The organism is Thermus brockianus (genome assembly GCF_001880325.1).
GTDB classification, from domain to species: Bacteria; Deinococcota; Deinococci; order Deinococcales; family Thermaceae; genus Thermus; species Thermus brockianus.
The window spans coordinates 213,152-231,508 of record NZ_CP016313.1 but is presented as its reverse complement, the minus strand read 5'-3'; the positions used below and the strand labels follow the sequence as shown (position 1 = coordinate 231,508).

Below are 18,357 nucleotides of genomic sequence, written 5' to 3'. Positions count from 1 at the left end.
GGGCGTTAGCCCCCCCTTCTGCGCTACCTCAAGGCGCTATTGATGGCGGCGGAAGCCTTGTCCATCAGGTCCTTGAGGGCCTCCTGGGTAAGGCGCTTCTGCGCCACCAGGTCCCAGGCCATGCCCAGGTGTTGCACCGCCAGGTTCTCCACCCCGCCCCAGCCCGCCAGGCTGGGATAGGTGCGCCCAAACTGGGCCGCCTGGACGAAGACCCGCATGAGGGGATTCCCGTGGATCTCGGGGGCGTTCCAGGCGGTCCGCAGGGCGGGGAGCAAGCCGCTCATGCGGGCGTAGGTCACCTGGGCCTCCGGGCTGCCCAGGTACTTCAGGAGCTCCTTGGCCAGCTCCTTGTTCTTGGAGAAGCTGAAGAGGGCCAGGTTGGAGCCGCCGAAGAAGGTGTACCGCCCCCTGGGGCCTATGGGATAGGGGGCTACCCCCAGGTTCCTGGCGGCTACCCGCTCGGCGAACCCCCCTTGGGCCTCGGGCACCTGGGCCCGCTGGATCATCCAGGGGCCGCTGGCGAAAACGGCGCATTTGCCCGCCTGGAAGTCGGCCTCAATCTGGGCCGTGTTTTTCTCCAGGCTTTCGGCAGGGACATAGCCTTTCTGGGCCAGGGATAGGAAGAAGAAGAGGCCCTGGAGGCTTTCGGGGGTGTTGAGGGCGCTCTGCCACCTCCCCTGCACCTGGCGCACCACCTCGCCCCCCGCGCCCCAGATCCAGGGGGCGGCGTTGTGGAGCACGTCCCAGGAGTTTTTGCCTGGAGTGCAGAAAGGAGCGAGGCGCTGCTTGGTTTCGGGGTCGGTGAAGGTGGAAGCGGTGAGCCGGGCGAGCCCCGCCTCAAAGCTCTGCCAGTCGGCGAACATCTGGGAGGGGTTTATCCCAGCCGCCCTGAGGGCGTCCGTCCGGTAGTAGAAGGCCCTGAGTTCGGAGAACCAGGGCAGGGCCGTGGCCCTTGGGCTTCCTGCCAACCGGGTGGTGTTCCAGACGGCGGGCAGGTAGGCGCCCTGGCCGCCCAGGGCCTGGAGGACGTCGTCCAGGGGCTCCAGTACCCCCATGGCGCTGATGGCCCCCACCCAGGTGGTGCCGAGCTGGGTGATGTCGGGGCCCACGCCGCTCGTGGCCGCGGCGGTGATGCGGGTCCAGGCCACGCCCCAGTCCAGGACCGTGACCTTAACCTGCACGTTGTTGGCCCGCTCAAAGGGGGCCACCAGGGCCTTGAAGTCCTCTGCCGGTTGGGCGCTGTTGGGCATGATCCAGACCTCGAGGGTCCGTTGGGCAAGACCGAGGGAAAGGGCGAAGAGAAGGGTTGAAAGCGCTTTCTTCCACATAAAAACCTCCTCTTTGGGAAAACCCGTCCCTTGGGACGGTCCGAAGGCCTAAGGCCGCAGGGCCGGCTTTTCCTTCAGGTTCCCACCTCCCTTACCGAATACCTTTCCACCAGCTGGAGGGGGATGGGGAAGAGGGTAGGCACTTCCCCTTCCAGCAGGGCTTTGAGGGCTTGCGCCAGGGCGTGGCCTATCTCCCGTGCGGGCTGGCGCACCGTGGTCAGGGGCGGGATCTGGTAGGCGGCCAGGGGGATATCGTCAAAGCCCACCAGGGAGACGTCCTCGGGAACCCGAAGCCCCTTTTCGTAAAGGTAGAGGCGGGCCCCGATAGCCGTCTGGTCGTTGGCGGCGAAGATGGCGGTGGTGTCCGGAAAACGGGCGAAAAGCTCCTTGGTCGCCTCGTAGCCCCCATCCTCCTGGAGGTTGCCAAAGACCACACGGGGCGCAAGCCCCGCCTCCCGCATGGCCCTACGGTAGCCTTGGAGGCGCTCGCGCACGTCGGCGCCGCCGCGGTGGCTGGAGATGTGGGCAATGTGGCGGTGCCCCTTCTCCAGGAGGTACCGGGTGGCCCGGTGGGCGGCTTCCCGGTTGTCCAGGACCAGGGACCAGGTCTGGGGCCCCGTGAGGGCCTGGCCGAAGGCCAGGACGGGGACGCCCAGGGGCTTGAGGGCGGACTCCTCCAAGGAGGTACCGAGGAGGACCACCGCCTCCACCCGGTGGCCCCGGAGGAAGTCCAGGGCTTCCAGCTCCCGCACCAGGCTCCAGTGCCCGGGTACGGCGATGGGGCGGAAGGGGGTGGCCTCCAGCTCCAGGGTGATGGCCTCGAGGATGGGCCCATAGAAGGGGCTCCCGAAATCGGGCAAGAGGATGCCCACGGCGTACGAACGCCCCTTGGCCAAGCTTTGGGCTAGGGGGCTTGGCGTGTAGCCCAGTTCCTCTATGGCCTGGAGTACCGCCCGGACCTTTTCCCGGGACACCCGGGCGGTGCCGTTGAGGACGCGGGAAACGGTGGCGGGGGAAACCCCAGCGCGGCGGGCCACCTCGGCGATGGTAGGGTGGGTGCGGGTCATGGTTTGGAACCCAGGGTAGCACGTCTTGAAAGCGCTTGCAAGTGGGGGAGCCGGGTTTCCCCCCGGGCGTCCTCCGACTGGTGGGCGCAAATGGCCCGCGCGGGAACGTTCCCTCGGCGGGGTGGTGGCGAGTCCCGTGCGGGTAGGGGATTGTGCTAATATGGATGTATGCGCACCACCCTGGACCTCCCCGAACCTCTCTACCGCCGCCTCAAGCTTAAGGCTGCGCAGGAGGGCAAAACCCTGCGTGAGGTGGTCATTCACCTTTTGGAGGAGGGGCTAGGCCGCGCCCCCAAAGGCCCCAGGCCCCTCCCAAAGGTGGCCGAGGCGGGGAGGCGCCTACCCGTAAGGAGCCACGCGGAGCTCTGGGAACTCCTGGAGGGCTATGGAGATACCTGACCTCAATGTCTGGTTTGCGCTCCTCGTTCCCGAGCATCCCTTCCATTCCCAGGCCCTCCGCTACTGGGAGGAGGCGGAGGACCCTGCCCTTGTGCGGGTCACAGCCTTGGGTCTACTGCGGCTCCTCACCAACCCCACGGCCATGGACGGGAAGCCTTTGACCGTGGCGGAGGCGTGGCGGGTTTACCGGGAGCTGCGGGTGGCCTCCGGGGTGCCCCTCAGGGAGGAACCCCCAGAGTTGGAGAAAGTCCTCGAGGGGTTCCTTTCGGGGGTTACGCCAAGGCTCTGGACGGATGCTTACCTGGCCGCCTTTGCCCTGGCGGGCGGGTACCGCTTGGTGAGTTTTGACCGGGACTTCCTGCGTTTTCCCGGGGTACCCCTTAAGCTTCTCGTGCCCTGAAAGGGCTAGGCCCACTTAATGGGAAGCGGCCAGGTTAGATGGGCCTTCTCCGCGCTCCAAGGGAGCCAAAAGACGCGCCAAGGGCGTACATGACGGCGGTTGGGCTCAGTTTTTGCGGATCCTCGCCTAAAAAGCGGAGGGGGCTGGTAGGCGGGTGATAACGGTAGACCCTAAGTACACCAGCCAGGACAGCCCGGTGTGCGGCCATAGGGAGAGGCGACCCTTGTGGGTCAGGGAGTTCACCTGTCCTGCTTGTGGGGCTTCCCTGCACCGGGATGTGGCCGCCGCGCGGAACATCCTGGCGAAGGCCTGGACGGGGCCTTCGGGGAGGGATGCGCTCGCGTCCTGAACCGAGGTCAGGCGAAGCCTAGCTTGTAGCCCCGCTCTGAAGAGCGGGGAGTCGTCACAGCATCGGTCTTGAGCCCGAAGAGCTGTCACACCAAGCTTGGTTAAGATTGGGCCGTGGGCCGTTTCCTCTTTGGCCTTTTCCTCCTCATCCTCGCCCTTTGGGCTTTGGCCAAGCTTTACACCCTTTTTCTTTGGGTCTTCCTGGCCTTCACCTTGGCGGCTGCTTTAGACCCTCTGGTGAGCGTTTTCCGGCGTTTCCTACCCCACCCCACGGCGGTGATGCTGACCTACTTAGGGGTCTTGGGCATTTTAGCCTTCGGGCTTTACCAGGTAGCTCCCCTTTTGGCCCAGCAGTTTCGCAACCTTAGCGAGGTCCTGCCCCAGGCCTTCGCCCTTCTCCAGGAGAACCTTGGGCTTTCCGGTTCCGGGCTCCTTTCCTCCCTGGTTCCTTCCTTCCACCTCGCCGGGGACCTCCTCCTGCGGATAGGGGAAACCGTGTCCGGCCTGGTCTTGGCCTTGGTTTTGGCGGTGATGATTAGCCTCGAGCCCCACCTGGTGGCCCGGGCGGCCCCTTACCTCCCGGGGGACGGGTGGTCTGCGGTGCTGGAGGACACCTGGCGCCGCCTAGGGTACTGGGCCCGCGCCCAGTTCCTCATCGCCCTCAGCTTCGCCCTCCTTTTCGGGGGCTGGCTCTTCGCCCTGGGGGTACCTAGCCCCTTCGCCCTAGGGTTCCTAGGAGGGGTGCTGGAGGTGATCCCCTTTGTGGGGGGGATCACGGCGGCGTCCCTGGCAAGTCTGGTGGCCCTTTCCTCCTTGGGGTCCCTAAGCGCCCTTCTCGTCCTTGCGGGCTATGGGGGCATCGCCCTCCTCGAGGGGAAGGTCCTCATCCCCCTTATCTACGGGCGGGCCGTGGGGTTTCACCCGGCCCTGGTCCTCCTCGCCATCTTCGCCTTCGGCAAGCTCTTTGGCCTTCTGGGCATCTTCCTCGCCGTGCCCATGACCATCCTCGCCTCGGGGCTTCTTTCCCGCTGGCGCCGCTAGCCCCCCACGTGGACCACGGGCCGCCGCCGGGGGTCGGCCTCCACCCGGCGCAGGACCTCGTGGGTGAGGGTGGGCACATCCCCTTCCCCAAAGAGGAGGAAGTCCAAGGCGGCCTGCCAGGGGCTCTCCTCCGACCACTCAAAGTAGATGTGGGGGCGCTTTCCCGTCCTTTCCCTTAGGTAAAGGAGAAAGGCGGCTAGGGTGTTGGGGGCGGCGGTACCCAGGATGCGGAAGACCTTGGCGTCCCGGTGGTCCACCCCCCAGACCTGGGCCACGGCGCTGAACTCCGAGGGGTCCTGCACGTAGACCTCCACGAAGACAATGGGATCGTGGGGGGGGATGTGGGTGGCCTCCCGGATGCGGCGCTCCTTGTCCCAGTACACGGACCTCCCTCCCCGCTCGGGCCGGTGGGCCACCAGGCGGAGGGGCGCCTCCTGCTCCACGAGGCTTGCCACCAGGCGCTCCGCCATCTCGTCCAGCTGGAAGGCTTCCACCCGAAGCTCAAAGGAGCGTAGGGCGCGGGAAAGAAAGGAGAGGAGAAGCGTTGCGGCGATGAAGAACGAGGCGATGCGCACCCCATCGGGCCGTTCCACCACGTTGGCCACCAGGACATAGGCGAAAACGGGGAGGAGGGCCTGGAAGTAGCGGGCCTCTCGCCGCCCTTCCCTCTGGGCGGATAGGGCTACCCCCAAGGCGGCGGAGGTCATCACCACCAAGACCCCGGTGGCGTAGGCCGCCGCCTGGGCCTCCACCTGGGCGCGAAAGAGAAGGGTGATGGCGAAGGCCACCCCGGTGAAAAAGAGGACCAGGATACGGCGTTGGCGGGCCCATTCCGGGGCCATGCCGAACCGGGGAAGGTAGCGGGGCACCAGGGTGAGGAGGCCCGCCATGGCGCTGGCCCCGGCGAACCAGAGGATCACGATGGAGAAGAGGTCGTATAGGCTACCGAATCCCTCGCCCAAGTAACGGTGGGCCAAGAAGCTGATGGCCCTTCCGGAAACCTCCTCGCTTCCCCAAAGCTCGGGGGGGATGAGGAGGGCCGTGGCGAAGCCTGCTGCCACCAGGAAGGAGGCCATCACGAGGGCGGCCGCCAGGAGGAGGTGCCGGGCCCCCCGGATCCGGCCCCAAGGACTTTCCGGGGTGTCCTGGGGTCCCCCCCGGATAAGGGGCATCACCGCTACGCCGGTTTCGTAGCCGGATAGGCCTAAGGCCAACTTGGGGAAGGCGAGGGCAGTGGCGAGGACGAGGCTTAGGGGGTCTGCGTGCGCTTGGAGGAGCCCTTGCCACCAGTGGGCCAGGTGCTCGGGACCCACGTGGCTGAGGGCCACCCCGAGGGTGATGGCGTTCAGGGTCAGGTAGCCCAAGGCGATGGGCACCGCCAGGCCGATGGCTTCCCGGAAACCCAGGTAGAAGACGAAACCCAAGAGGGCGATGAGGAGGAGGGTGAGGCCCACCTGGTTCCCTTGGAGCCAGGTGGGGGCCAAGGGGTTCCCGATGAGGTGCACGGCGGCGTCGGCGGCGGAGAGGGTGATGGTGATGACGAAGTCCGTGGCCATAAAGCCGAGAACCACCAGGACCAAGATCTTGCCCCGCCAGCCGGGTAGAAGCCGGGTGAGAAGGCCCACGGAACCTTCCCCGTGGGGGCTTTCCTTCGCCAGGCGCCGGTACACCGGATAGACCGCCAGGAGGGCGAAAAGGCCCAAGGCGATGTTGGCGAGGGGGGAAAGGAACCCCGCCGCCAGGAGGGCGATGCCGGGCTGGTAGCCCAAGGAGGAGAAGAGGTCCACCCCGGTGAGGCAGAGCACCTGCCACCAGGAGTATCGGCCTTCGTCCGTGTGTCTTTGAGCGCTCATATTCATAACCTTTTCAAAGCGGCCTCCACCCCTGGGGGCACGAAGCCGGCTGTTTCGTAAAGGCGGCGTGCCCGTTCAAGGGTCACCCTCGCCTCCTCGAGGCGCCCCTCCTTGCGCAGGGTGGGGCCAAGGACGTACTGGGCCAAGGGGTTTTCCGGGGCCAGGGCCACGGCTTTGCGGAGCATGGCTTCGGAACGGGGGAGGCCTTCGGGGGTGCTGGGCCCCCGGAAGACCCCGCCCTTGGCCTGCTCGCCCCGGTAGTAGTAGAACTGGCTCCGGAGGTAGGGGAAGGAGAGAGGTGCTACCGGATCTGGGGTAAGGGTGCCCTCCCTGGTCCGGTAGCCCACGATGGCCCCATCCGGGGCGTGCTGGGGTTCGGCGAAGCGCAGTCCCTTAGGGGTGGCCACGAAGGGGCCCCGGTGCTTCGGGAAAGGGGTGGGCTCGGAAGGGTCCATCAGGTAGTCCCCTTTTCCCAGGCGCAGAACCGCCACCGCATGGCCCAGGTTGCTCCGCTTCCCCTCAGGGCTCTCGTACACCGTGTAGACCCCCGAGGTGAGCCCCATGGAGGAGAGCATGCCCTGCACCAGGACCGCCGGGAGCAGGCACCGCCTTTCCCCTTTGAGGGCGGCGTAGGCGAACTCGTAGCCCTCCTCGAGGCGGAAGCGGGGGAGGAGGCGCTTGATGACCCGGAGGGCCCACGGGGCGGACTCCAGGGGCGGGGCATGGGCTTGGCGGTTGAGGGCGCTCCGAACATCCTCGGGGAAAGCCCGCCGGAAGGCCTCCTCCCACCAGGGGAGGAAGGGCGGGGCCCCCGCTACCTCGCGGTGCGAGCCCCGCACCAGGGTTGCGGAGACGCTGGGGAGGTAGAGCAAAACCCGAAGGATGGGTATCACAGACACGAACTATACACCTGGCGAGCGCCCAGAGGTATGGGGCTAGAGTTCGGGGGCTTCCTCCATCTGCTCGGGAACGAAAAAGACCCTGGCCCGGTCATCGTAGCCGAGGAGCCCAGCGTACCGCCCCCATTCCCGCACCACGGCGAGGACGCGCTTGGCCTCGGGCTCGGGCAGGTGCTGGCGGAGCCGGGCCAAAACCCGCTCCTCGGGAACCCGGTGCCTTTCCAAGACGGCTTGGTGGAGGCGGGCGAAAAGGGGTACCTGGCGCAGGAGGTGCTCGCCAAACATGATTTTCCGCTCCTCGGGGGTGGCCGAGGCCCAGGCCGTGCCCGCCGGTGTCAATTCGGCGTCCCCCCGCTCCACCCGGGCGAAGCCCAGAAGCTCCAAGGCCTCGAGGAGGGGGAAGAGGTCGTCCACCTCCAGCCCCTCCTCCGTCGCCAGCACGGGCAGGTCCGCCCGCCCCCCGTGCCGGGCCAAGGCCTCCGCCAGGCTCGCCAGGGCCTCCACGGAGGCCGAGGGCAGGCGCACCATCTCTTCCTCCAGGCGCCTTTCCACCTCCTCCCGCAGGGTGAGGGCCTGGTAGATCTCCTCCACCACCGCCCGGAAGCGGGGATGGTGGGGGTCCCGGGGGTGGGCTAAGGGGATGGCGATTTCCCGGCCGATCCTTGCCGGGCTTCCCTGGAGGACCAGGGCCCGGTCCGCCAGGGCCACCGCTTCCTCGAGGTTGTGGGTGACCAAGAGGATGGCCCGGGCGGGAAGCCGCCCCGCCTGCCATAGGTCCAGGAGGTCTCCCCGTAGGCCCTCTGCGGTGAGGGGGTCCAGGGCGGAAAAGGCCTCGTCCAGGAGGAGGACCAAGGGTTCCACCACCAGGGCCCGGGCCAGGCCTACCCGTTGCTTCATCCCCCCGGAAAGCTCCTTGGGCAGGGCCTCCTCAAACCCCTGTAAGCCCACGAGGGCAATGGCTTCCCGGGCCCGCCGCAACCTCGCCTCCTTGGGCACCCCACGGGCCTCGAGGCCCAAGGCCACGTTCTCCAGGACCGAGAGCCAGGGGAAGAGGGCGAAGGACTGGAAGACCATGGCCATGCCCTCCGCTGGCCCCTCCACCCTCTTGCCTTGGAAGCGCACCTCTCCCCGGTCTGGGGGGATGAGCCCAGCCAGGATGCGGAGGAGGGTGCTCTTGCCCCCGCCCGATCGCCCCAAAAGGGCCACGATCTCCCCTTCCCCCACGGCGAGGTTTACCCCTTCCAAAACGGGGAAGGGCTTTCCCCCCGTGCTGAAGGCCTTGGTTATGTCCCGGGCTTCCAGTAGCATCCCCATCCCCCTATAAGCGGTACCGTTCCTCCGCCAGCCGGTATAGCCGCCGCCAGAGGAAGCGGTTCAGGGCCACCACGTAGAGGCTCATGACGGCGATGCCGAGGAGGAGGTGCGGGCCTTGGCCCTCCGCCAGGGTCCAGCGGGCGATGTAGCTCCCTAGGCCCGTGGCCTCGAGGGTCTTCCCATGCCACGTGACCACCTCGGCCACGATGGAGGCGTTCCACGTGCCCCCGCTCGCCGTGATGAGGCCCGTGACCAGGTAGGGGAAGCTTGCGGGGAGGAGGAGGCGCCGCCAGAGCGCCCATCCCCGTAGGCCAAACCCCCGGGCGGCCTCCTTGAGGTCCCCGGGGACCGCCATGCTTCCGGCCATGACGTTGAAGAGGATATACCACTGGGTGCCCAAGGCCATGAGGAAGGCGGAGAAGACCTCTAAGGAGAGGTGGAACCTTAGAAGGAGATAGGCGAAGAAGGGGTAGAGGAGGTTGGCGGGGAAGGCGGCCAAAAACTGCAACAGGGCCTGGACCCGCACGGCGAGCCGTGGCTTCTGGCCGAGGAGAATGCCCACGGGAACCCAGACCAGGCTGGCGAGGAGCATGACACCCAGTACCCGCAACAGGGTAAAAAACCCCAAGGCGAAGGCGTGGGCGACCTCGGCAAGGCTCAAGGGGCGCAGGGTGGCGAAAAGGGCGAATAGGCCCCAGAGGGCCAACAGGGCCAGGGCTGGGTAAAGGGGCCACGTGGGGAGGCGAAGGGGGCGGGAGGGACGGAGGCGGCGCTCGTAGCGGAGGAGGGCCTCCAGAGCCCAGTTTGCTCCTCTTTCCAAAAGGACCCGCACGGTTCGGGTGCGCCGCAAAAAGTCCAGCACCCAGCTCCGCGCCGGTTCCTGCCCGGCCCTTTCCTCGTACTTGAAGCGCTGGCTCCAGGCCACGAGGGGGCGGAAGAGGAGTTGGTCGTAGAGGACGATGACGCAGAGCATGGCCACGGCGGCGAGGGCCAAGGCTTGCAGGTTCCCCTGGGCCAGGGCGGAGGCCATATAGGAACCGATCCCAGGCAGGTCCACCTCCGTCTTGCCCACGGCGATGGCCTCCGAGGCCACCACGAAGAACCAGCCCCCGGACATGGACATCATGGCGTTCCACACCAGACCGGGTAGGGCGAAGGGAAGCTCTAGCCGCCAAAACCGCTGCCAAGGGGTGAGGCGGAAAAGCCTGGCGGCCTCGTCCAGCTCGCGCGGCACCGTCTTCAGGGCCTGGTAAAAGCTGAAGGCCATGTTCCAGGCTTGGGAGGTGAAGACGGCGAACACGGCCGCCAGCTCGTACCCCAGGGCCCGCCCCGGGAAAAGGCCGGCCAGGGCTCCCACGGACGCCGCCAGGAAGCCCAGGATGGGCACCGATTGCAAGATGTCCAAAAGGGCCACCAGGAAGGGCTCGAGGCGGGTCTTGGCCGCCAGGGGAGCATAGAGAAAGGTGAAGAGGGTGGAGAGGATGAGAGCGAGCCCCATGCGGAAGGCCGTGCGCAGGGCGTACTCCGGTAGATGGATGGGGTCTAGGTCGATGGGCGTTGGGGCAAAGGGGGCCGCCGCCTCCTGGGAGGCCTTCAGGAAGAAGGCGAGAAGGCCCAGGGTGAGGGCCAGGGCCAGGAGGTCGTAGCGGTTGGGCCGCTCGCGAAGGATGGGTACCATGGCGCTTCCCCCAAGTGCCAGGCCGGGGTTGACGGCACCCTGGCGCATTCTACGCCCGCAAGGCCCTTTCAAAGAAATCCCAAAAGGCCCCAAGGCCAAAAGGGACCGCCGACACGGGGGTGGGGACTTGTTTCCACAAGAGGGGACGCCAAGGTCCCCTCCCTCTAAGGTTATCTTTAGGGCCATGGAGGGCATGCCCTTGGGCGGGAGGCGTGGGCATCCGGGCTTCACGTCCCCCTTTCCTTACTCCAGACGTGCTGCGCTGTTCCAGGCCATGGTGGGCCATCCCGTCGCCAACGCCCTGCGCCACGCCCGCACCTGCATCGCCGTACGCCTTCTCCCGGGGCCATGCCTCCTCGTGGACGATCGCCCCAGTATCCCCGAGGGAATGCGGGAGGCGGTGTTCCGCCCCTTCTTCCGTCTGGGGCCAGGGGGTGGGAGCGGGCTTGGCCTCACCCTGGTCCGCCGGGTGGCCGAGGTCCGCCCGCGCGGAAGCGGGTCCTTGGGGCGGGGCCAGGTTCCGCATCTGCCTCTCCCCGCAAGGAGGTGGGGATGGGATCTAAATGGCTCTGGTGGCTTTTAGTGCTTGCGGGACTAGCTGCCCTCTTCATCAACGCCCCTTGGCTCCTACAACAGGCCTACGCCTGGTACTACCGGGGCAAGGTGGGGGGGCTTCCCCCTTACCCTGATCCCCTCAAGGTGAGGCTCCTGGTGCTGGCCCCTCACCCGGACGACGAGAGCCTGGCCGCGGCTGGGTTGATGCAGAAGGTCTTGCGGGCTGGGGGAGAGGTCTACATCGCCTGGATGACCTTGGGAGACGGGTTCCAGTGGGACGCCGCCCTCCTGGACCGGCGGTTTCGTCCCACGCCCGAGGACCTGCGGCGCCTCGCCCTCGTGCGCATGGGGGAGGCCAAGGCGGCAGCCCGCACCTTAGGGGTGCCCGAGGACCACCTCTTCTTCCTCGGCTATCCTGACCGCGGCCTTCTCCACTTGTTTCTGGAGAATTTCTACGCACCCTACCGGTCCCCCGCCACCCGCCTGGACCACGTGGCCTATCCGGGAACGTTGAGTCCAGGAGCACCCTACACGGGAGAGGCCTGGGAGGAGGACCTCAAGCGGGTGTGGCTCCGGGCGAAGCCAGACCTGGTCCTCGTCCCCGCCCCCGAGGACGCCCACGTGGACCACCGGGCCACGGCCTACATGGCCCTCCGCCTCATGGGGGAAAGGAGCGCGTTGGATCGCCTTCGCTTTTACATCGTCCACGGCGGTCTGGAGTGGCCCCTCCCCAAGGGCCTCCACCCTGGCCTTTACCTGGAGCCCCCACCCCGGGGCCGGCACCTCCCCTGGTGGCGCCTGGACCTGTCTACCGAGGAAGCGGAGCGGAAGTTCCAGGCCCTAAGGGCGCACCGGAGCCAGATGGAGATCCTGGGGCGCTTTATGGAGGCCTTTGTGCGCAGGAACGAGCTCTTTTCCCGGCCCGAAAGCCCCTAGCGGTTCCGGCTAGAACGTACCTTCCGCACCCGCTTGGGCTCGAGGTGGTCCTTGGGCACCACGCTGATGGTGCCGTCCACCTCCAGGACGGCTTCCAGGACGTCCTCGAGGCGGGCCACCCCATGCTCCCTCAAGGCGGCCATGAGCTCCTCAAGCTCCACCCCCTCGCGCCGGAGGTGCGCCCACACGGGCTTTCCCTCGTGGACCAGGAGAACGGGCTCCCCCATGAGGGAGCGCCGCAGGCGGCTACGGGAAAGGGCCCGGTCCAGGAGGAGGAGAAGGCCAGCCCCCAAGAGGCCGCCCACCAGGCTATTGTCGGGGCCGATCATGGCGTTTTGCACCACGTTGGAGAGGAGGAGCAGGGTGAGGAGGTCCAAGGGGGTCATCTGTCCCAGCACCTTTTTCCCGCTCAACCGAAGGAAGAGGAGAAGGGTGAGGTAGACGACCCCTACGCGGATGAGGGTGAAGAGCACGGTCACAGGGTCGCCTAGGGCTTCTAACCAGGGATTGTGCATACTCCCATGATGCGGCAAGGGGGCGGCAAAGCGGGTTTGGGCGAATGATTGGAATAGGGACCCCCAGGCGAGCCTCCCCGTGAGGGGTGGGCCCAGGGCGCCCCGCCATGGGGCGCCTCCCCGCCGAGCTTACCCTCAGCCTAGCCGCCCCAGGGTGAGGCCCACCAGGAAGACCAGGGTTCCACCCACCAGCACCTGGACCACCGTGGCCCCCAGGGGGCTACCCATGTAGCGGTAGCGGATCCAGGCGATGGCCAGGAGCTCCAAAACCACCACGGCGGAGGCCAGGGCCAAGGCCACCCCCATGTGGGGTATGAGGAAGGGCAAGGTGTGGAAGGTTCCTCCTAAAAAAGTTCCCGCTCCGGTGACGCTTCCCCGGAACACGGGGTGCCCGCGGCCCGAAAGCTTCCCATCGTCCGAAAGGGCTTCGGCGAGGCCCATGGAGAGGGCCGCACCCAGGGCGGCAGCCATCCCCACCAGGAAGGTGCTATGGGGGTTGCCTGTGAGCCCCGCGGCGGCGAAGAGGGGAGCGAGTGTGGAGACGGACCCGTCCATGAGCCCAAGGAGGCCCGGTTGGACCACCTGGAGGACGAGCCGGTGTTCGTCTTTGGGCAGGGTGCGGGGGTCCATGACCTTAGGTCATCGTGGGCTCGCACTTACTGCGAGTAGGTCTTATTCCTTCGTGTGCTACTTGATCTGTCCCCCCAGGGTGTGAAAAAAGAGGGGGTGCTATGCCACAAGACCGTGAGCACCTCCTCTACCATCTTGACGCAGAGACCCTCATCGTGGCTACCTACATTTGGGTGGATGACGAACTCAAAGCCCTCGTCGCTCAAGGTTTCAAGCTCCCCAAAAAGCAAAAGCACCAAAAGGCCACCCTGGCCGAACTCCTGGCCCTCGCCATCTTCCTCCTCCTTCAGGGCCAGGACCTCGCCAAAGGCTACCTCGCGGCCAAGACTACCCTGAAGGCTTACTTCCCCTCCCTCCCCCACCTCTCCCGTTTCTACCGGATCCGCAAGATGTTCCCCTAGACGGGGAAGCATCCAGAAGGCTCATGGGCTGCTGGCCCACCTCGCCTTAAAGCTCTCCGGGGGACAAGGCCTGCTCCAGGTGGTAGACCTCAAGCCCATCCCCCTGGCCCACGGCCACCGTATCCACGGCCTCTCTCTTCCTGAGGCCGCGGTGGGGGTGGGTCCCCTGGGAGCCTTTGGCGGGTACGTCCTTGTGCCGGTGATGAACGAGCGGGGCCTCTTCTTTCGTTGGACTCTTCTTCCCGGGAATGCCCGGGAGACCTGGGCAGGGGAGCTTCTGGAGGGTTTGCCCGCGGTCCTTGGTGACCGGGGTTTTCGCTGGGTCCAGGGGGTCAAGACACCTTCCTACCGGCTTAGGGGAGGAAAGGTGGTGGAGACGGGGTGGAGAGAGTGGATGGGGAGGGTACGCAACTGGATCGAGACCCGGTTTAGCGTGATGGTACGCTCTTTGGGGCTTCACCGGATAGAGGTTCGGTCCTACTGGGGTCTAGTGGCCCGGGTGAACCTCATCCTGCTGGTCCACAACCTCATCCGTAGCCGGGTGCTCTTGAAAATGGCTAGGGGGGAGCTATGAGGTAGCACACGAAGGTATTAGCAATTGATTTGCTCCCCACTCCTAGCCCTCTGCGGACGGAGGCAGGGGTAAAGGTGGTGGATGTAGACCTCCCGTCCCGCCCGGCCTAAAGGCGGAGATAGACCCCTTTGCGGTCCAAGAGCCACAGGACCACGGCCCAAAGGAGGACGTACCCCAAGGTGAACCCGTACCCGCCCCAGGCGCCGAACCGGGACCCCAAATACCCGAGGGCGGCGGCCATGGGCCCGCCCAGGAAGGTGAGCTTGAGGCCTACGGGGACGGCGTAGGCCAACAAGGGATTGGTCCCAAAGGGACGAAGGGCCGCCTGCAGCCTTGGCAGGCGGGTTAGAACCGCGAACACCGCTACCCCCAGGAACAGGGCCAAGAGGAGATACGCAGGGGTCCAGTACGTCTTGTCCGGGGGGAGGAGGACTCCGGTCAGGGCTCCCCCCACCAAGCCCAAAAGGCCCCAGGGCCAGAGGGGTTTCCCCTGGCGTAAGGCCTCGCCGAGGCCGGTGGCCAAAAGGACGAAGGCCCCCGTGGGTACGGCGGAAAGGAGGCCCCGGAGGCCCAAGGGGGCCAGGTACGTGCGGTTGAGGTGGAGGAGGAGGTTGGCGTCTTCCCGAAAGACCCCCTTACCCACCCCGGGCACCGGCACCAAGAGGAGGGCCGCCTCGTACATGCCGAGGAGGAGGAGGGCCAGGAGGGTACGCCGCAAGGGAGGGAGGTCGTAGAGCCAGGCCCCGACCCAGTAGGCGAGGGCGAGGAGCTGGAGCACGTCCAGGGCGAAAACGGGCCGCTTGGCCTGAAGGCTCGTGAGGCCTAGGCCGAGGAGGAAGAGGAGAGCTACCCGGCGCAGGAGGCGGAGCTCATAGGCCAGGGGGGAAACCCCTCGGCGTAAGGCCCCCTCCCGGCTGAAGGGTATGGCCGCCCCCATGGCGAGGAGGTACCAGGGGAAGACCAGATCCGCCGCGAAGTAGCTCCGGCCGAAGGGACCGTGGCCGAGCCAGGGGGGCGCTCCGGAGGGAAGGTTGTTCACGAAGAGCATGAGGAGGACGGTGAGCCCCCGGAAGGCGTCCAAGCGGATGTCCCGCATCATCGCTTGGCAAGGAGGCCCCCCACGGTGCCCAGGGCGAGCCCCCGGGCCTTCGCCTTGCGGGCGAAGAGGGGCAGGACCTCCAGGGTTCCCACCACGTTGTCATGCAGGAGGACGATCCCTCCAGGTCGAAGGTGGGCCTCGAGGCGGCGCTCCAGGATGCTTGTGGGAAGACCCGCATAGTCCCCAGGGTCATCCGTCCAGAACACCGTGGTGAGGCCAAGCTCCTCCGCCACCTTTAGCACGGCCGGGCTGTACCTTCCCCCGGGCGGGCGGAAGTATTTGGGCACCTGGCCCGTGATGGCCCTTAGGACCTCGTTGCAGAGCAGGAGTTCCCGCCGGATCTCCTGCGTGGGAAGCTTGGGCAGGCGCACGTGGTGATAGGTGTGGTTGCCGAGTTCGTGGCCTGCCGCTACCATGTCCCGCACAAAGTAGGGGTAGGCCTCGGCGTTGCGCCCGATGACGAAGAAGGTGGCCTTCAGCCCCAGCCGCTTCAGGAGGTCCAGGAGGAGGGGGGTGAAGAGGGGATGGGGGGCGTCATCAAAGGTGAGGGCAGTGAAGGGCCGGGTTGGGTCCCCGTGGTACAGGAGGGATCCCTTGACGCCCACGCGGCTTTGCAGGATCTGGTTGGCCCTTTCCCTGGCGCGGAAGGCCTCGGGACCGTCCAAGGCGGGGTGGTCCTCCAGGACGGGCTCGGAGGGATAGCGGGTTGTCTTTCCTGGGTTCAGCCAGAGGCGCTCGTACCCCTCGGGCGCCTTCAGGGCGAAAAAGGCGGGGGCGAGGGGCTTGGGTACGCTGGCGGTGAAGAGGGGAAGGTCCTCGGGTCCCCGGTAGGGGGCCCCGTAGACGGAGAGGTCCACCTCGTCCAGGGAGGGCCTCGCCCTCCAGGCCTCCTCCGCTCCCCGTTGGGCCAGGCGTAGGAGGCGTTCGGGGCTTCTCGTTTCGGCCTCCAGCACCACGTGGGCGGCCTCCACGTAGCCGTTATCCAGGTACACGGCCCGCACCACCCCGGGTAGGGTTAGGTGGAGGGCACGCAGGTCTTGGTGAGGGAGGGGCTTGGCTGGGGTGTCCTTTTCCCCCCACGGGAGTGGGGCTAGGAGGAGAACAAGGGGCCACATAGGCCCAATCTTAATGCGCGAGGTCTAGGCCGTCGGGGAAGCGCCGCTCCCCGGGCCCAGAGCCAGGAGTGTCCGTTTTGCCGTACTGGAAGACCACCCGGTTGGTCTTGGGGTCCACTACCAGGACCCGGTGGCGCCGGTCGTCGGTGAGGACCACGAGGCCGCTAGCAAGCCCAATCGCCACGGAGGGGTGGTCCAAGCGTTCGGCCTTACCGGTGGGCGCATACCGCCAGAGGACCCGTCCCTTAAGGTCCACTTCCAGGACCGCCCCAGGAGACCACCAGTCCACCACGAAGAGGGTACCCTAGGGGGTAAGGTTGGCGTCCGAGGGGTAGTGGAGAGGGAGGGGCAGGGTGCGAAGGCGGTGGCCGTAAAGGTCCACGATGGTCACGTCGTGCCCCAGGATTTCCGTGACCACGAGCCGGTCCTTGCCAAGGGGAAAGCGCCGTTGGGTTTGATGAAGTACCCGTCCCCGTTGCGGGAGACACGGGTTCGGCCAAAGGTGCGGAAAAGTTTTCCCTGAGCGGTAAGGAGGAGGGCACGGCAGTTGCGGATGTCGGCCGCCGCCAAGAGGCCCGAGGGCAGGAGGACCAGGTCATCGGGGTTGTCCAACTGGCCAGGCCCCGGCCCTGGACGCCCTGGCTTGCCGTAGGCCCAAAGGAGCTCGCCCCCGGGGTAGCGCACGGCAGCCACGGCGTGCACCTCGGGGTCGGTGATGTAAGCCACCTTCCCACCAGGGGCCAAGAAGACATCGTCCGTGTAGCGAAATGACGACGGGAGGGGCACGGTGCGCACCAGCTTTCCTTCCGGCGAGAGCTCCACCAGGCGGTGGTTGCCTGCGTCGGCTATGACCAAACCCTTCCCCAAGGGTGCCGCCAGTCCTAAGGAGAGCGCCAGCACGAGGGGAAGCCATCGTTGCATGCGTAAACGCTTTAACCCCTACCTGAAGGGCGTCTGAAAGCGCCTAGGCTAGGGCCTGAGCCAGGAGGAAAAGGTTCATGGCCAGGATCAAGAGGGCGCTCCCCCAGGCCAGGAGGCCGACCCACCCGGGTACCTTTAGGGGGCCCATCAGCCGGGGGTTTCCCACCAGGGTGAGGAGGGGGAAAAGGGTGAAGGGAAGTTGCAGGGAGAGGATCACCTGGGAGAGGACGATGAGGCCCATGGGGGAAGCGTGGAGGGTGAGGGCGAGGGAGGCGGGGAGCACCGCTAGGAGCCTCACGAGGAGGCGGAGCCGGGCGGGGTTACTCCGGCTATGTAAAAAGCCCTCCACCACCACCTGGGCGGCCAGGGTGCCGGTGGTGGTGCTGGAAAGCCCGCTCGCCAAAAGCCCCACCCCAAAGGCTGTGGCCGCCAGGGAACCCAGGAGGGGGGTGAGGGTGTGGTAGGCCTGGGCTAGATCGGTGATGACGAGGCCCCGCCCGTGGAACACCGCCGCGGAAAGCACCAGGATGGCCGCGTTCACCAGCCAGGCGCCTCCCAGGGCCAGGCCGGTGTCCAGCAGGAGATACCGGTACACCTTGTGGTCATGCTCCCCAATCCGTGTTTTCACCTGGGCCGAGTGCAGGAAGAGGTTGTGGGGCATGACCGTGGCCCCCAGGATGCCCAAGGCCACGTAGAGGGCCCCGGGTTCCAGGAGGGTAGGGTTGGGCAAGAAAAGGTTGTGCACGAGTTCCCTCAGATCCGGCCGGGCGAGGCCGAGCTCCACCATGTACGCCAGGCCGATAACCCCCACCAGGGCAGACACCGCAAGCTCCACCGCCCGAAAGCCATACCGCTCCAGGTAAAGGATAAGGAAGACGTCCAGCACCGTGATCCAAGCGGCCAGGACCAAGGGAAGCCCTAGGAGGAGGTTCAGGGCCACCGCCATGCCCATGAACTCCGCTAGGTCCGTGGCCACCATGGCCACAAAGGCGGTGAGAAAGAGGATGCGCCCGAACCCTCCGGGGTACCGCTCCCTCAGGTGCTCCGCCAGGTCCTTTCCCGTGGCCACCCCTAAGCGGGCGGCCAAGCTCTGGAATAGGAAGGCCACGGCGCTCGCCAGGGTCACCACGAAGAGGAGGCGGTAACCGTAGCGGCTACCCGCCTCGAGGCTCGTCGCCCAGTTTCCCGGGTCCATGTAGCCCACGGATACCAGGAACCCCGGGCCCAAATACCACCACCAGGGGCGGTTTTTAGGTGTGCCTAAAAGCGCCACACCCTTAGGCT

At 66.7% G+C, this 18,357-nt stretch carries 19 protein-coding genes and 1 pseudogene; 7 read left to right on the top strand and 13 right to left on the bottom strand.

Translation table 11 applies throughout. The features are described from left to right. Positions 1 to 23: 23 nt before the first annotated feature. Both A0O31_RS12065 and A0O31_RS12060 read right to left on the bottom strand, forming a co-directional pair. Positions 24 to 1,328, bottom strand: a complete 1,305-nt coding sequence (locus A0O31_RS12065) for a sugar ABC transporter substrate-binding protein (RefSeq protein ID WP_071678182.1) — start codon at positions 1,326 to 1,328, stop codon at positions 24 to 26. A gap of 74 nt (positions 1,329 to 1,402) precedes the next feature. Beyond that, positions 1,403 to 2,395: a LacI family DNA-binding transcriptional regulator gene (locus tag A0O31_RS12060; RefSeq protein WP_071678181.1), complete on the bottom strand. Its 993-nt coding sequence runs from the start codon at positions 2,393 to 2,395 to the stop codon at positions 1,403 to 1,405. A gap of 168 nt (positions 2,396 to 2,563) precedes the next feature. Here A0O31_RS12060 and A0O31_RS12055 point away from each other — a divergent pair, with 168 nt between their 5' ends. The 4 genes from A0O31_RS12055 to A0O31_RS12040 all read left to right on the top strand — a co-directional run bounded on the left by A0O31_RS12055 (position 2,564) and on the right by A0O31_RS12040 (position 4,583). Beyond that, complete coding sequence (locus A0O31_RS12055) at positions 2,564 to 2,794, top strand: hypothetical protein (protein WP_071678180.1); 231 nt, start codon at positions 2,564 to 2,566, stop codon at positions 2,792 to 2,794. After that, positions 2,781 to 3,194: a TA system VapC family ribonuclease toxin gene (locus tag A0O31_RS12050; RefSeq protein WP_071678179.1), complete on the top strand. Its 414-nt coding sequence runs from the start codon at positions 2,781 to 2,783 to the stop codon at positions 3,192 to 3,194. Before A0O31_RS12055 ends, A0O31_RS12050 begins: the two co-directional genes overlap by 14 nt. A 154-nt stretch (positions 3,195 to 3,348) precedes the next feature. Further along, the gene (locus tag A0O31_RS12045; protein ID WP_071678178.1) at positions 3,349 to 3,543 is read left to right on the top strand and encodes a zinc ribbon domain-containing protein; all 195 of its coding nucleotides are present in this window, start codon (positions 3,349 to 3,351) and stop codon (positions 3,541 to 3,543) included. Positions 3,544 to 3,656: 113 nt separating this feature from the next. After that, positions 3,657 to 4,583 carry an AI-2E family transporter gene (locus A0O31_RS12040; protein ID WP_071678177.1) on the top strand — a complete coding sequence of 309 codons (927 nt, stop codon included), beginning with the start codon at positions 3,657 to 3,659 and terminating at the stop codon, positions 4,581 to 4,583. Here the strand turns inward: A0O31_RS12040 and A0O31_RS12035 are convergent. From A0O31_RS12035 to A0O31_RS12020, 4 genes are read right to left on the bottom strand one after another with little or no spacing between them, the layout of a single operon-like run. Continuing rightward, positions 4,580 to 6,436 (bottom strand): APC family permease, encoded by a 1,857-nt coding sequence (locus A0O31_RS12035; RefSeq protein WP_071678176.1) that lies wholly within the window; start codon positions 6,434 to 6,436, stop codon positions 4,580 to 4,582. The genes A0O31_RS12040 and A0O31_RS12035 overlap by 4 nt on opposite strands. Positions 6,437 to 6,438: 2 nt before the next feature. Then, positions 6,439 to 7,329: a tetratricopeptide repeat protein gene (locus A0O31_RS12030; protein WP_071678175.1), complete on the bottom strand. Its 891-nt coding sequence runs from the start codon at positions 7,327 to 7,329 to the stop codon at positions 6,439 to 6,441. A 42-nt stretch (positions 7,330 to 7,371) separates the two neighbouring features. After that, the gene (locus A0O31_RS12025; protein ID WP_084720351.1) at positions 7,372 to 8,643 is read right to left on the bottom strand and encodes an ABC transporter ATP-binding protein; all 1,272 of its coding nucleotides are present in this window, start codon (positions 8,641 to 8,643) and stop codon (positions 7,372 to 7,374) included. 10 nt (positions 8,644 to 8,653) lie between these two features. Then, positions 8,654 to 10,327, bottom strand: a complete 1,674-nt coding sequence (locus tag A0O31_RS12020; RefSeq protein ID WP_071678280.1) for an ABC transporter permease — start codon at positions 10,325 to 10,327, stop codon at positions 8,654 to 8,656. Between A0O31_RS12020 and A0O31_RS13585 the strand changes: the two genes are divergently transcribed. Next, on the top strand, positions 10,317 to 10,910 hold the full coding sequence (locus A0O31_RS13585; RefSeq protein WP_338061441.1) for an ATP-binding protein: 594 nt from the start codon (positions 10,317 to 10,319) through the stop codon (positions 10,908 to 10,910). The two genes, A0O31_RS12020 and A0O31_RS13585, sit on opposite strands and share 11 nt — an antisense overlap. Then, the gene (locus A0O31_RS12015) at positions 10,880 to 11,818 is read left to right on the top strand and encodes a PIG-L deacetylase family protein (protein WP_071678173.1); all 939 of its coding nucleotides are present in this window, start codon (positions 10,880 to 10,882) and stop codon (positions 11,816 to 11,818) included. The genes A0O31_RS13585 and A0O31_RS12015 overlap by 31 nt, the downstream gene beginning before the upstream one ends. Here A0O31_RS12015 and A0O31_RS12010 read toward each other — a convergent pair. Both A0O31_RS12010 and A0O31_RS12005 read right to left on the bottom strand, forming a co-directional pair. Next, a complete protein-coding gene (locus tag A0O31_RS12010) occupies positions 11,815 to 12,333 on the bottom strand; it encodes a YetF domain-containing protein (RefSeq protein ID WP_071678172.1) in 519 nt (172 codons plus the stop codon). The genes A0O31_RS12015 and A0O31_RS12010 overlap by 4 nt on opposite strands. A 135-nt stretch (positions 12,334 to 12,468) precedes the next feature. Beyond that, positions 12,469 to 12,963, bottom strand: coding sequence for a VIT1/CCC1 transporter family protein (locus tag A0O31_RS12005; RefSeq protein WP_071678171.1), 495 nt, complete (start codon positions 12,961 to 12,963; stop codon positions 12,469 to 12,471). Positions 12,964 to 13,064: 101 nt separating this feature from the next. Here A0O31_RS12005 and A0O31_RS13580 point away from each other — a divergent pair. Further along, positions 13,065 to 13,938, top strand: a pseudogene (locus A0O31_RS13580) (transposase family protein). Between the two features lie 106 nt (positions 13,939 to 14,044). Here A0O31_RS13580 and A0O31_RS11995 read toward each other — a convergent pair. The 5 genes from A0O31_RS11995 to A0O31_RS11975 form a co-directional block, all read right to left on the bottom strand. After that, positions 14,045 to 15,037 (bottom strand): DUF5009 domain-containing protein, encoded by a 993-nt coding sequence (locus A0O31_RS11995; RefSeq protein ID WP_071678170.1) that lies wholly within the window; start codon positions 15,035 to 15,037, stop codon positions 14,045 to 14,047. Continuing rightward, on the bottom strand, positions 15,034 to 16,152 hold the full coding sequence (locus A0O31_RS11990; RefSeq protein WP_071678169.1) for a polysaccharide deacetylase family protein: 1,119 nt from the start codon (positions 16,150 to 16,152) through the stop codon (positions 15,034 to 15,036). Before A0O31_RS11990 ends, A0O31_RS11995 begins: the two co-directional genes overlap by 4 nt. A gap of 10 nt (positions 16,153 to 16,162) precedes the next feature. Further along, the gene (locus tag A0O31_RS11985; RefSeq protein WP_152024487.1) at positions 16,163 to 16,441 is read right to left on the bottom strand and encodes an NHL repeat-containing protein; all 279 of its coding nucleotides are present in this window, start codon (positions 16,439 to 16,441) and stop codon (positions 16,163 to 16,165) included. 98 nt (positions 16,442 to 16,539) lie between these two features. Next, positions 16,540 to 17,007, bottom strand: a complete 468-nt coding sequence (locus A0O31_RS11980; RefSeq protein WP_152024486.1) for an NHL repeat-containing protein — start codon at positions 17,005 to 17,007, stop codon at positions 16,540 to 16,542. Positions 17,008 to 17,116: 109 nt separating this feature from the next. Beyond that, the gene (locus A0O31_RS11975; RefSeq protein WP_071678166.1) at positions 17,117 to 18,346 is read right to left on the bottom strand and encodes an Nramp family divalent metal transporter; all 1,230 of its coding nucleotides are present in this window, start codon (positions 18,344 to 18,346) and stop codon (positions 17,117 to 17,119) included. Between the last annotated feature and the right edge of the window lie 11 nt (positions 18,347 to 18,357).

Coding starts and splice junctions, on each gene's coding strand:
- A0O31_RS13585 (WP_338061441.1), top strand. CDS start 10,317: ATGGGTACCATGGCGCTTCCCCCAAGTGCCAGGCCGGGGTTGACGGCA.
- A0O31_RS12010 (WP_071678172.1), bottom strand. CDS start 12,333: ATGCACAATCCCTGGTTAGAAGCCCTAGGCGACCCTGTGACCGTGCTC.
- A0O31_RS12015 (WP_071678173.1), top strand. CDS start 10,880: ATGGGATCTAAATGGCTCTGGTGGCTTTTAGTGCTTGCGGGACTAGCT.
- A0O31_RS11990 (WP_071678169.1), bottom strand. CDS start 16,152: ATGTGGCCCCTTGTTCTCCTCCTAGCCCCACTCCCGTGGGGGGAAAAG.
- A0O31_RS12060 (WP_071678181.1), bottom strand. CDS start 2,395: ATGACCCGCACCCACCCTACCATCGCCGAGGTGGCCCGCCGCGCTGGG.
- A0O31_RS12020 (WP_071678280.1), bottom strand. CDS start 10,327: ATGGTACCCATCCTTCGCGAGCGGCCCAACCGCTACGACCTCCTGGCC.
- A0O31_RS12035 (WP_071678176.1), bottom strand. CDS start 6,436: ATGAGCGCTCAAAGACACACGGACGAAGGCCGATACTCCTGGTGGCAG.
- A0O31_RS12025 (WP_084720351.1), bottom strand. CDS start 8,643: ATGCTACTGGAAGCCCGGGACATAACCAAGGCCTTCAGCACGGGGGGA.
- A0O31_RS12005 (WP_071678171.1), bottom strand. CDS start 12,963: ATGGACCCCCGCACCCTGCCCAAAGACGAACACCGGCTCGTCCTCCAG.
- A0O31_RS12065 (WP_071678182.1), bottom strand. CDS start 1,328: ATGTGGAAGAAAGCGCTTTCAACCCTTCTCTTCGCCCTTTCCCTCGGT.
- A0O31_RS11995 (WP_071678170.1), bottom strand. CDS start 15,037: ATGATGCGGGACATCCGCTTGGACGCCTTCCGGGGGCTCACCGTCCTC.
- A0O31_RS12050 (WP_071678179.1), top strand. CDS start 2,781: ATGGAGATACCTGACCTCAATGTCTGGTTTGCGCTCCTCGTTCCCGAG.
- A0O31_RS12055 (WP_071678180.1), top strand. CDS start 2,564: ATGCGCACCACCCTGGACCTCCCCGAACCTCTCTACCGCCGCCTCAAG.